Source organism: Peribacillus simplex (assembly GCF_030123325.1).
GTDB lineage: Bacteria > Bacillota > Bacilli > Bacillales > DSM-1321 > Peribacillus > Peribacillus simplex_D.
The window spans coordinates 4,187,562-4,200,833 of the sequence record NZ_CP126106.1 but is presented as its reverse complement, the minus strand read 5'-3'; the positions used below and the strand labels follow the sequence as shown (position 1 = coordinate 4,200,833).

General features: G+C 42.2%; 10 protein-coding genes. All 10 read left to right on the top strand.

Annotated elements, in window-relative coordinates:
• Positions 1 to 78 precede the first annotated feature (78 nt).
• The 10 genes from QNH43_RS19895 to mutM all read left to right on the top strand — a co-directional run bounded on the left by QNH43_RS19895 (position 79) and on the right by mutM (position 13,218).
• Positions 79 to 540 carry a DUF441 domain-containing protein gene (locus QNH43_RS19895; RefSeq protein ID WP_076364760.1) on the top strand — a complete coding sequence of 154 codons (462 nt, stop codon included), beginning with the start codon at positions 79 to 81 and terminating at the stop codon, positions 538 to 540.
• Positions 541 to 1,081: 541 nt separating this feature from the next.
• Complete coding sequence (gene citZ / locus QNH43_RS19890) at positions 1,082 to 2,197, top strand: citrate synthase (RefSeq protein WP_076364762.1); 1,116 nt, start codon at positions 1,082 to 1,084, stop codon at positions 2,195 to 2,197.
• A gap of 95 nt (positions 2,198 to 2,292) precedes the next feature.
• Complete coding sequence (icd, locus tag QNH43_RS19885; protein WP_260320605.1) at positions 2,293 to 3,609, top strand: NADP-dependent isocitrate dehydrogenase; 1,317 nt, start codon at positions 2,293 to 2,295, stop codon at positions 3,607 to 3,609.
• A 121-nt stretch (positions 3,610 to 3,730) separates the two neighbouring features.
• Positions 3,731 to 4,666 carry a malate dehydrogenase gene (gene mdh / locus QNH43_RS19880; protein WP_076364766.1) on the top strand — a complete coding sequence of 312 codons (936 nt, stop codon included), beginning with the start codon at positions 3,731 to 3,733 and terminating at the stop codon, positions 4,664 to 4,666.
• Between the two features lie 239 nt (positions 4,667 to 4,905).
• Complete coding sequence (locus tag QNH43_RS19875) at positions 4,906 to 5,625, top strand: response regulator transcription factor (RefSeq protein ID WP_283915363.1); 720 nt, start codon at positions 4,906 to 4,908, stop codon at positions 5,623 to 5,625.
• On the top strand, positions 5,622 to 7,400 hold the full coding sequence (pnpS, locus tag QNH43_RS19870; RefSeq protein ID WP_076364770.1) for a two-component system histidine kinase PnpS: 1,779 nt from the start codon (positions 5,622 to 5,624) through the stop codon (positions 7,398 to 7,400). The genes QNH43_RS19875 and pnpS overlap by 4 nt, the downstream gene beginning before the upstream one ends.
• Positions 7,401 to 7,652: 252 nt before the next feature.
• A complete protein-coding gene (gene hflK, locus QNH43_RS19865; RefSeq protein ID WP_283918403.1) occupies positions 7,653 to 8,687 on the top strand; it encodes an FtsH protease activity modulator HflK in 1,035 nt (344 codons plus the stop codon).
• On the top strand, positions 8,684 to 9,616 hold the full coding sequence (gene hflC, locus QNH43_RS19860) for a protease modulator HflC (protein WP_076364772.1): 933 nt from the start codon (positions 8,684 to 8,686) through the stop codon (positions 9,614 to 9,616). The genes hflK and hflC overlap by 4 nt, the downstream gene beginning before the upstream one ends.
• Positions 9,617 to 9,743: 127 nt before the next feature.
• Entirely contained in the window at positions 9,744 to 12,368 is a 2,625-nt protein-coding gene (gene polA, locus QNH43_RS19855; RefSeq protein ID WP_283915362.1) for a DNA polymerase I, read from the top strand.
• 19 nt (positions 12,369 to 12,387) lie between these two features.
• Entirely contained in the window at positions 12,388 to 13,218 is an 831-nt protein-coding gene (gene mutM, locus QNH43_RS19850; protein ID WP_076364776.1) for a DNA-formamidopyrimidine glycosylase, read from the top strand.
• Positions 13,219 to 13,272: the final 54 nt, after the last annotated feature.

The window sequence follows — 13,272 nt, the reverse complement described above, 5'->3', positions numbered from 1 at the left end:
TAAATCATTTTTCTCCCAGGAAACATGGGAGTTTGTTATGTTAAAATAACAAAAAAGAAGGAAGAAGGTGAAGGGAGAATGATCAACGGTCCTGTCGTATTTTTAATTCTGCTTGCTGCAATCGGTTGGTTTGGGAAAAACACCTCACTGATCATGGCTGCGGGTTTTCTTTTAAGCATGAAACTGATTGGCCTTGACACTAAAGTGTTTCCGTACCTGGAAGCGAAAGGAATCAATCTGGGCGTTACAATCATTACGATTTCGGTACTCATACCCATAGCAAACGGGGCGATAGGTTTCAAGGAACTGGGAGACGCAATTAAATCACCTTATGCCTGGATTGCGCTTGCATCTGGAATAGCTGTTGCGCTCATAGCGAAAAATGGGATTACACTCCTATCACATGATCCGCACATTACCACGGCTCTTGTTTTTGGGACGATTCTGGCAGTCGCATTATTCAAAGGGGTTGCTGTCGGTCCGTTAATCGGGGCCGGAATTGCTTATTTATGCATGCAGATCTTCAATTTTTTTAAATGAAGCGAATGGCAAAGGGGAGAAAATCCCGTCAGTACTGGGAATGTAAATTTTCTATTTAATGTTTCGTTTATTCTGCTTTGGGGCGAATTTTCAAAAAAAACGTTTTGAATCGCATAAAAAAAAGCAAGAGAATATGTAGCTAATTTTTCTAATAAAATAATAATTTTTTCACATTTTAAGTGCTTTTCATTCCCAAAAAAGTGTTTATTGTTTATAATAATGTTGTAACTGCTCTGATTTATTAAAATTGGGATTCAGAATATCATTGATATTTTTGAGGAATCTTAAAAAAAAGATGTAGTTATTGAGCAAGCGCTCACTAGGAATAGCTACAAGCATTATTTTTAGAATTTCGTTTAAAAGATTATCGTACATTTTACTATTGTTGGGGTCATATTCTGTGAACGCTTTCAATACAAGATGTATGTCTTCTGCTAAAAAATAGATGGTTGTTTACAATAGCTAATTTCTTGGAAGCGCTATATTTATACGCTAAATAGCAAGGGCATAGGGGAATATTTAGGAAAAGGAGAGATTTAGTATGACAGCAACAAAAGGTCTTGAAGGTGTGGTAGCAACAACTTCATCAGTAAGCTCCATTATCGATGACACATTAACGTATGTAGGTTATGACATCGATGATTTAGCTTCTAACGCAACATTCGAGGAAGTAATCTATCTTTTATGGCACGGAGCTCTTCCGAACAAAAGCCAATTAGAAGAATTAACTAAACAGCTTGCTGAAAATGCTGAAATTCCAGCTGAAGTGGTTAATCACTTCAAAACATACCCAATCGATAAAGTACATCCAATGGGAGCTCTTCGCACTGCAGTATCTCTTCTGGGTCTTTATGATGAAGAAGCAGATGTAATGAGTGAAGATGCTAACTATCGTAAAGCTATCCGCATCCAAGCAAAAATCCCTACATTGGTAACAACTTTCGCTCGCATCCGTCAAGGGAAAGAAGCTGTTGCTCCACGTACAGATTTAAGCTTTGCTGCTAACTTCTTATATATGTTAAGCGGTAACGAACCAACGGCAATCGAAGAAGAAGCATTCAACAAAGCATTGGTTCTTCATGCTGACCATGAATTAAACGCTTCTACATTCACTGCACGCGTTTGTGTGGCTACATTATCTGATATCTATTCTGGCGTAACTTCTGCTATCGGCGCTTTAAAAGGCCCTCTTCACGGCGGAGCTAACGAACAAGTCATGAAAATGCTTACAGATATCGGTTCAGTTGAAAACGTTGAGCCATATATCAACGAAAAATTAGCCAATAAAGAAAAAATCATGGGCTTTGGCCACCGTGTATACCGTAAAGGTGATCCTCGTGCTAAACACCTTAAAGAAATGTCACAAAAACTGACTGAACTTACTGGACAACCTCAATATTATGATATGTCCATCAAAATTCATGAAATCGTGACCGGTCAAAAAAATCTTCCGCCGAATGTGGATTTCTACTCTGCTTCCGTATACCACAGTTTAGGTATCGAGCATGACCTATTTACACCAATCTTTGCCGTGAGCCGTGCTTCAGGCTGGATCGCTCATATCCTTGAGCAATATTCAAACAACCGCCTTATCCGTCCGCGTGCAGAGTATGTTGGACCAGGTATGCAAAAATATGTACCGATTGAAAAACGCTAATTAAAAGTTTTTTCGAAAAATCATTTTTTATTTCATCGAATTTGTAGTAAATTAATAGATGTGAGTAAAAAAGGTTAGTGGTTCTGCCTCATTAAATGGCAGGCCATCTAACCTTTGAATTTGAATCGGAGGTAAGAGACATGACACAAAGCCAAAAAATCACAGTTACTAACGGTGCTCTTAACGTACCAAACAATCCAATCGTTCCTTATATTGAGGGAGACGGAATCGGTCCTGATATCTGGGCTGCAGCATCCCGCGTTTTAGACGCAGCAGTTGAAAAAGCTTACAATGGCGAAAAGAAAATCGAATGGAAAGAAGTTTTAGCTGGACAAAAAGCATTTGACCAAACGGGCGAATGGCTTCCACAAGAAACTCTTGATGTCATTAACGAATATCTAATCGCTATTAAAGGACCTCTTACAACTCCAATCGGTGGCGGTATCCGCTCATTGAACGTTGCATTGCGCCAAGTATTGGACTTATTCGTATGTCTTCGTCCAGTACGTTACTTTGAAGGTGTACCTTCACCAGTTAAACGTCCAGAAGACACTGACATGGTCATCTTCCGTGAAAACACTGAAGACATCTATGCTGGTATCGAATATGCAAAAGGTTCTGACGAAGCTAAGAAATTAATCGAATTCCTGCAAAACGAATTCGGTGTTCAAAACATTCGTTTCCCTGAAACTTCAGGTATCGGAATTAAACCGATTTCCGAAGAAGGAACGAAACGTCTTGTTCGTTCTGCGCTTAACTATGCGATCAAAGAAGGCCGTAAATCATTAACGCTTGTTCATAAAGGTAACATCATGAAATTCACTGAAGGTGCATTCAAAACTTGGGGTTATGAAGTTGCAGAACAAGAATTCGCCGATAAAGTGTTCACATGGAACCAATATGACAAAATTAAAGAAGCTGAAGGCACTGAAGCTGCTAACAAAGCACAATCCGCTGCTGAAGCTGAAGGCAAAATCATCGTTAAAGATTCGATTGCTGATATCTTCTTACAACAAATCCTGACTCGTCCTAAAGAGTTTGATGTTGTTGCAACAATGAACTTGAACGGAGATTACATTTCTGATGCATTAGCTGCACAAGTTGGCGGAATCGGTATCGCTCCAGGAGCGAACATCAACTACGAAACTGGACATGCCATCTTCGAAGCAACTCACGGAACGGCTCCTAAATATGCTGGTCTTGATAAAGTTAACCCATCTTCAGTTCTTCTTTCAGGCGTTCTTTTACTTGAGCACCTTGGCTGGAACGAAGCTGCAAACAGCATCACTAAATCAGTGGAACAAACAATCGCTTCTAAAGTTGTTACATACGACTTTGCCCGCCTAATGGAAGGTGCAACGGAAGTTAAATGTTCTGAGTTCGCAGACGAGCTTATCAAAAACCTTAAATAATTCATTATATGCTTTCTGGAAAAGTGCCTGAACGGGCTGCTTTTCCAGGAGGCTTAATATATTTTCATGAGGATGTTAAAAGTATTCCAAAAGTATTCATATATTTTAAGGAGGAAATAACATGTCTAAACGTAAAAAAATCACAGTTGTAGGTGCTGGATTCACTGGTGCTACAGCAGCATTCCTAGCCGCTCAAAAAGAACTTGGCGATATCGTTTTAGTTGATATCCCGCAAGCTGAAAACCCTACAAAAGGTAAAGCCCTTGATATGGCGGAAGCAGGACCTGTCCTAGGTTTCGATGCTAACATCATCGGTACATCCGACTATGCAGAAACAGCTGATTCCGACGTAGTGATCATAACTGCCGGAATTGCCCGCAAACCCGGCATGAGCCGTGACGACTTAGTTCAAACTAACCAAAAAGTTATGAAATCAGTAACTAAAGAAGTCGTTAAATATTCCCCTAACACAACCATCATCGTTTTGACTAACCCTGTAGATGCAATGACTTACACTGTTTACAAAGAATCAGGTTTCCCTAAAGAACGCGTTATCGGACAATCAGGTGTCCTTGATACAGCTCGTTTCCGTACTTTCGTAGCTCAAGAATTAAACTTATCGGTTAAAGATGTAACTGGTTTCGTTCTTGGCGGACACGGAGATGATATGGTTCCATTGGTACGTTACTCTTATGCAGGCGGAATTCCTTTGGAAACATTGATCCCTCAAGATCGTCTAGAAGCAATCGTGGCCCGTACCCGCACTGGCGGCGGAGAAATCGTTAACCTTCTTGGAAACGGAAGTGCCTATTATGCACCAGCTGCATCTCTAGTGGAAATGGCTGAAGCGATCCTTAAAGACCAACGCCGCGTTCTTCCGTCCATCGCTTATCTTGAAGGTGAATACGGATTTGAAGGTATTTACCTTGGAGTGCCGACTGTACTGGGTGCGAACGGTATTGAACAAATCATCGAACTTGAATTGACCGCAGACGAAAAAGCGGCACTTTCAAAATCAGTTGAATCAGTTAAAGCAGTAATGCAAGTCCTTCAATAAGTGATCATGATCAGACTGTTCGGATATAGGAAGAAAAGGCCATGGCCTTTTTCTGACTCCGGGCAGTTTTTTTATCTGCTTCAAAAGTCCTTGGAACTTATAATTACCCTGCTGAAGATAAGGAATAACATCTTTCCGTTTTTTTAGGTGTAAATTTCATATAATATTCTTTATAATGGAAGTGGATGAGTAGACCAAGAAATTGGTCTTTTGGGTAATACATAATTCAGGAGGATCTAATGTCAAAGAAAATTCTCGTAGTGGATGATGAACAATCAATAGTTACCTTACTTCAGTACAATTTAGAACAAGCAGGCTATTCGGTAATCACAGCTTTGGATGGTGAACAAGGGCTGGAGGCTGCCGTGGATATACGCCCCGATTTAGTGGTATTGGATTTGATGCTGCCTAAAATGGACGGGCTTGAAGTATGTAAGCAGCTTCGCCAGCAAAAAATCAATATACCGATCTTGATGCTGACAGCTAAGGACGATGAATTTGACAAGGTGCTGGGACTTGAACTGGGGGCGGATGATTACTTGACCAAGCCATTCAGTCCTAGGGAGGTAGTGGCCCGGATTAAAGCCATTTTAAGAAGATCCCAGTTACAATCGAACGGCAGTGAATCAAGTCAGGATCAAGAAGATGGCCTCTTGAAATTAGGGGAATTGAAAGTGTTCCCGGAACGATACGAAGCATTCTTTGATGAACAGCAATTAGAATTGACTCCAAAGGAATTTGAATTACTTTTATACTTGGCGAAGAATAAAGGAAGAGTGCTGACCAGGGATCAACTGCTCAGTGCGGTATGGAATTATGATTTCGCGGGAGACTCACGAATCGTCGATGTCCATATTAGCCATCTTCGTGAAAAAATAGAAAAAGATACAAAAAAACCTCTATATATTAAAACGATAAGGGGCTTGGGGTATAAGCTTGAGGAGCCTAAAAAAGAATGACGACCTATCGTAAAAAGCTCTTATATACCCTCATCACATTGGTGATGGTCGTCCTGATGGCCGTGGGCTTTTTATTAGGACACTTGTTCAAAAGTTATTATATTAAAACGTTCAATGACCGTATACAGAACGAAACATTTTTCATTTCTACATATATTCAGGAGCATGGCGGTATCGAGTCCTTTTTGGAAAAAGGGAAGACGGCAAAACTGACACCCCTTTTAGATTCGAATTTAACCATTCTCTCCACGAATGGGGAAATATTATACGATTCGACATCATCCAATGAAATATTTAAAGGCCATGCCAATGTCCTTCGTAAAATAACTTTGGAAAAAGGGCTTAAGCATGGGGAAGGGTTTGAAGTGGTCGAAGGCGAATCGGACCTCCATTATTATTGGAAGACGGTTGAAAAGGACGGAGAGATTGAAGGCTTTGTCGTTCATAGCAATGAAATAGAGGCCATCAATCAAGTGAATAAACAAATGTGGCAAATATTGATCATTTGTTTAGGGGTGGCCTTGATCATCATTCTCATGCTTGCCAGCAAAATCACTTCATATTATACGCGTCCGATCGAGGAGGCGACGATGGCGGCCATTGAACTGGCCAAAGGGAATTATGGAACCCGGACATTCGGGCGGCATTCCGATGAAACGGGAATGCTGACAACTTCCTTGAACATATTGGCGAGAAATCTTCAGGAAACAGAGATAGCGAGGGAAATGAATCAGGATCGTTTGGAAACACTTGTTGAAAACATCGGTAGTGGTGTCCTGCTGATAGACAGTAAAGGGTATACCACATTAATCAACCGGGAATTCAAGAAAAGCTTCCGAGTGAACTCCGCTACGTTTTTGTTTCAGGAATATTATTCGGTCATTAAAGATCAGGAAGTCATAGCCATCATCGAAGAAATCTTTCGAACGGAAAAAACGATTAAACGACAGGTGAAGATACCGCTTGCCATAGAACGTAAGCATTTTGAGATTTACGGGGCCCCCATTATCGGGAACCATGATGAATGGAAGGGGATCCTCCTCATTTTCCATGATATCACCGAATTGAAAAGGCTCGAGCAGATGCGGAAGGATTTCGTGGCTAATGTATCCCATGAATTGAGGACCCCGATCACTTCTATTAAAGGCTTTTCTGAAACATTGTTGGATGGCGCCTTAAAAGACGAAAAGACCTTAAAGCACTTTTTATCGATTATCCTGAAAGAAAGTGATCGGCTGCAAGAACTCATTCAGGAGCTTCTGAATTTATCCAAAATGGAGCAACAGGAATTCGTTTTAAACGCAGGGGTCGTGGATATTACGAAAGTGCTTGGCGAAATACAAGAGATGCTTATAGGCAAGCTGAAAGAAAAAGAAGTATCCCTTGAAATTAAAACATCACCGGAGCCGGTATTCATTGAAGGGGAATCTGACAGGATCAAACAGGTTTTCATCAATTTGATTACGAACGCATTGACCTACACACCAAATGGCGGCAGGGTCACCGTTGATATCATTGAAAATGAACAGACGGTCGATATTGCAGTGCAAGACAGCGGGATCGGCATCGAAGAAAAAGAACTGCCGAGGATCTTTGAACGGTTTTACCGGATCGATAAGGCGAGGAGCCGCGATTCAGGAGGAACGGGCATTGGACTGGCAATCGTCAAGCATATAATAGAAGTCCATAAAGGTAAAATCAATGTGGAAAGCACACCTGGAACCGGGACGACTTTTACAGTCACCTTAAATAAAAGCTTAAAAGGAAAAATGTAGCGGGTTTCTTATTTACATTTCCTTTACAATTCCTTAAAACGGACTTCATAATGCAGGGGTACAATGGTTGTACAACCCCTCATCCAAGGAGTTAAACATTGACAGAGACATGGTCTCTGTCTTTTAATTTTGGCTATATTCCCCGCGAACCATCCCTCTATCCTATTTTCCTGGAAAAATATTAGATTTTTATGAAACTTTAGGCCCTTCCTTGCGTAAATAAGATATAACTGCAAAGAAGGGGTGATACATATCGTTAGCTTAAAAAGGATATATACGATCACAGGACTTGTCTTTCTTATTTTAATTTTAGGTATAGTTGCGATATCGACCTGGTACACGGTTGATGAATCCGATCAAGCTGTCATAATGACGTTTGGTAAAGTGGAGCAGACGATAACGGAACCAGGACTTCACTTTAAACTTCCTTGGCCCGTTCAATCGGTCGAGAAATTATCCAAAGAAACATTCAGTCTTAAATTTGGATATAAGGAAGAGGATGGAGAGGTGAAGGATTACCCGAGTGAGACCAAAATGATTACGGGTGATGAAAATATTGTGCTGGCCGACCTGGTGGTCCAGTGGAAAATCACCGACCCTCCTAAATATCTATACAATGCAGATGATCCAGAAAAAATATTGTATGATACGACTTCAGCTGCATTACGGAGCATCATCGGCAGCACGAAAATCGATGATGCCCTTACATCCGGTAAAGCGCAAATCGAAGCGGATGTACGCGATTTATTGTCACAGCTAATGGAGAAATATGATGTCGGGATTTCCATATCTGCGGTTAAACTCCAGGACGTGGAGTTACCGAATGAAGAAGTGCGGAAAGCATTCACCAATGTAACGGATGCCCGGGAAACGGCGAATACGAAAATCAACGAAGCGGATAAATATGAAAATAAGCGTATGAATGAAGCGGAAGGGGAAAAAGATGCCCTCATTTCACAGGCTAATGGGGATAAAGCTGCCCGTACGGAAGCTGCCCGCGGGGATGTAGCGGTCTTTGAAAAATTACTCAGTGAGTATAAGGGCAATAAGGGGATTACGAAGGACCGCCTTATTATTGAAACCCTTGAGGAAGTATTGCCGAATGCAGAGATTTATATTATGAATGATGATGGAAACACAATGAAGTACTTGCCGCTCCGCTCGCTTGAAAAGGAGGAAACGAAAAAAACTCCTGCCCCTGATGAAGCCGCTATACCTGAAGAAGAAATGAATAAAGGGAATGCATCGGAAGAAAAAGCGGCAGGGGAAGGGGGCACTAAACAATGAGCGGAAAAATAATAGATTTCTCTGAGTTGAAAAAAGGGGATTTTCATTGGAGGGGCTATGTGAGAATCGGCATTTTCCTGATTATTTTCATCGCGTTGCTGCTGATCATCCTCACCAATGTCTATATCGTCAAAGAGGGTGAATACAAAGTCGTCCGCCAATTCGGTGAGGTGGTAAGGATCGATAAGACCCCGGGATTGAAGGCGAAGGTGCCATTCATACAAAGTATCATGACCTTGCCGAAGTATCAGATGACTTCTGATGTTTCCGAAGCGGAAATCAATACGAAAGATAAAAAGCGGATGCTGATCGATAACTATGCAGTTTGGAGAATAGAAGATCCGAAGAAATTGATTACAAATGCAAGGACACTTGAGAATGCCGAAACGAAAATGGAAGAGTTCATCTATTCGGCAGTTCGTTCAGAGCTGGGCCAGCTGAATTATGATGAAATCATCAATGATGAGAAGTCATCCAGGGGAAGTTTAAACGACCGCATAACCGAAAAAGTCAACGATCTGCTGCAAAAGGACAGTTATGGGATCAGCTTGACGGATGTCCGGATAAAGCGGACTGACTTGCCCTCCGAAAACGAAGCATCCGTCTTCAAGAGGATGATTTCCGAGCGGGAATCGAAAGCGCAAGAATACCTATCCAAAGGTGATGCGAAGAAAAACCGTATCATTGCGGATACTGATCGGAAAGTGAAAGAATTGCTCTCCACTGCAGAGGCTGATGCAGAAGTGATCAGGGCTGAAGGAGAAGGGGAAGCAGCGAAAATCTATAATAAGTCGTTTTCCAAAGACCCCGAATTCTATAAACTATACCGGACGCTTGAATCCTACAAAAAAACGATTGGAGATCAAACGGTCATCGTTCTGCCTTCGGATTCCCCTTATGCCAGCTTGTTAATGGGAAATACTAAATAACCTTGATGCCGTCATTTTTCTTTCCGCTTCTACTCATGGTAGAATAGAGAAAGAAAAATGACGGCTTTTTGCGTTTTTATATAGAAGCTATAACTACATAAACATGTAAGACTGGAGGAAGACGGATTTGGATAAAAAGTTAGTACTCATAGATGGAAACAGCATTGCATATCGTGCGTTTTTTGCGCTTCCGCTCTTGAATAATGATAAGGGGGTCCATACGAATTCCGTGTACGGATTCACGATGATGCTCAACCGCATTCTTGAAGAAGAAAAGCCAACGCACATACTTGTGGCATTCGATGCGGGTAAAACGACATTCAGGCATGCATCATTTAAAGAATATAAGGGTGGGCGCCAAAAAACGCCTCCAGAATTATCGGAGCAATTCCCTTTCATTCGCGAACTGCTTGATTGTTTTCAAATAAAAAGGTATGAACTGGAGAACTACGAAGCCGATGATATTATCGGTACGCTGTCTTTACAGGCGGAAAAAGATGGTTTTGAAGTGAAGGTCATTTCCGGTGATAAGGATTTAACACAATTATCCTCCCCTAATACGACAGTTTCCATCACGAAAAAGGGGATTACTGAAATTGAGGAATACACTCCAAAGCATATACATGAAAAATACGGTCTATCCCCTTTGCAGATCATTGATTTAAAAGGGTTGATGGGAGATGCTTCCGACAATATTCCCGGTATTCCGGGTGTTGGTGAAAAGACTGCCCTTAAATTACTGCATCAATTTGAAACGGTTGAAAACCTTCTGCAGTCGATTGATGAGGTAAGCGGACAAAAATTGAAAGAGAAAATAGAAGAACATAAAGACCTGGCCCTATTGAGCAAAGAGCTGGCTACGATAACGAGGGAAGCCCCGCTTGAAGTTTCCGTGAACGAGACCGAGTACACTGGCATGGATCAGGATCGAGTCATCTCATTCTATAAGGAGCTTGGCTTTTCGACTTTGCTCGATAAATTGGATGTAACGGAAAGTGGACCGCTTGAACAGGAGAAGATAGAGGTGCACACGGCCGAAATGACAGAAGCCATGTTTGGAGATGAAAGTGCCTTATATGTTGAGATTTTAGAAGATAATTATCATCGTGCCGATATAATGGGGATCGCCATCAGTAATGAACAAGGTAATTTTTACTTCAATGGGGATGATGCTCTAAGTTCCGGGGAGTTTAAATCCTGGGCAGAGGATGAAACAAAAAAGAAAACGGTTTTCGATGCGAAGCGTACGGTTGTGGCACTGCGTCATCGAGGAGTCGAAATAAAAGGCATCGATTTTGATGTATTTTTGGCATCCTATATCCTGAATCCCGCAGAGTCAGTGGACGAAGTGGCAGAAATCACGAAAACTCAAGGTACGATCCGTCTTGAAACAGATGATGTTTTTTATGGAAAAGGTGCAAAACGGAAGATACCTGAGGAAGCGGAATTGAGGGAGCATATCGCAAGAAAATCGAAGGCGATCCTTTCTCTGAAAGAGCCGATGATCGATAAGCTGCAAGAGTTCGAGCAATTTGACCTATTTACGGAACTGGAGCTGCCACTGTCGATCATCCTTGCCAATATGGAATGGCAGGGAATAAAGGTGGATATAGGCCGATTGAAAAACATGGGACAGGAATTAGCCATTCGCTTAAGAAACATCGAAACCCGAATTTTTGATTTGGCTGGAGAGGCGTTCAATATCAATTCACCTAAACAGCTCGGTGCCATCCTGTTTGAAAAGTTGGAGCTTCCAGTCATGAAGAAAACCAAAACAGGTTATTCGACTTCAGCCGATGTGCTGGAAAAACTGGAGAGCAAGCATGATATCGTTAAGGAGATATTGCTGTATCGCCAGCTTGGTAAGTTGCAATCAACTTATATTGAAGGGTTGCTTAAAGTGGTCAATGGCAAAACGGACAAGGTGCACACCCGGTTCAACCAAGCATTGACCCAGACCGGCCGGTTAAGTTCTACAGATCCCAATCTGCAGAATATCCCGATCAGGCTGGAAGAAGGCAGGAAAATCAGGCAGGCCTTCATCCCTTCCGAAAAGGATTGGATCATCTTTGCTGCCGACTACTCCCAGATCGAGTTACGCGTCCTGGCGCATATCGCCAATGACAGCGGATTGGTGGAGGCATTCCAGGCCGGGATGGATATCCATACAAGGACAGCCATGGATGTATTCCATGTACCGGCAGAGCAAGTCACTTCGAACATGAGGCGCCATGCCAAAGCGGTCAACTTCGGAATCGTTTATGGTATAAGTGACTACGGGTTATCGCAAAGTCTTGGCATCACGAGAAAAGAAGCGGGAGAGTTCATCGAGAAGTATTTAAGAAGCTTTCCTGGTGTTCAGGAATATATGGAAGAAAGCATACATGAGGCCCGTCAAAAAGGATATAGCACGACTCTGATGCAAAGGAGGCGCTATATACCTGAGATTACAAGCAGGAATTTCAATATCAGGAGCTTTGCCGAACGGACAGCGATGAACACGCCGATTCAAGGCAGTGCCGCGGATATCATCAAGCTAGCCATGATAAACATGAATAAGCGCCTGAAACGGGAAGGGCTTAAAACGAGAATGCTACTCCAAGTGCATGATGAATTAATTTTTGAAACTCCTCCTGAGGAACTCGAAATCCTTAAAGTGATCGTTCCGGAGGAAATGGAAAATGCCATTGAATTGAACGTCCCCCTTAAAGTGGACTATGCTTTCGGGCCAACATGGTTTGATGCCAAATAATAAAAGATAGGTGATTGCAATGCCAGAACTTCCAGAAGTGGAAACAGTCAGAAGAACGTTAGAGCAGCTCGTACTCGGAAAAGAGATCAAGGAAGTGTCAGTCTTCTGGCCAAAGATCATAAAAGCGCCTGAACCTGTCGAACAGTTTCAGGATGCTTTAAGGGGACAGACAATTTCTGGAATAGGCCGTCGGGGCAAGTTCCTCATTTTCACCTTGGATGATTATTCGTTGGTTTCGCATTTAAGAATGGAGGGGAAATACGGTGTGCATCCAAAGGAAGAGCCGTATGATAAGCATACTCATGTGATCTTCACTTTCACCGATGGCAGTGAACTTAGGTACAGGGATGTCCGGAAATTCGGAACGATGCATCTATTTGCAAAAGGGGAAGAACTTGAGCGGCTGCCACTGTTGCATTTAGGGCCTGAACCGTTGTCTGAAGATTTTACTGTCGAGGGGCTAAGTAGGAAGTTGGCAAGGACCAACAGGAAAATCAAGCCCGTTCTCCTTGATCAAACGGTTGTCGTCGGGATTGGGAATATATATGTAGACGAGTCGCTATTCCGTTCCGGTATTCATCCGGAGAGAATCGCTTCTTCACTCTCGTTGCAGGAAATCAAAACGTTGCATGCAGAAATCATTGCGACGTTAGGTGAAGCTGTGGAAAAAGGCGGGAGTACGATTCGTTCGTACATTAATTCCCAAGGTCAAATCGGCATGTTTCAGTTGGAACTTAATGTTTACGGACGAAAAGGGGAGAACTGCAAAACATGCGGCACGCCACTTGAAAAAATGGTTGTGGCAGGACGCGGCACACATATTTGCCCGTCGTGCCAGCCGCTAAAATAGGTAATGTTTTTTCAAACACATCGGATGGGCTCCATCCATATACTAGGGTAGCAA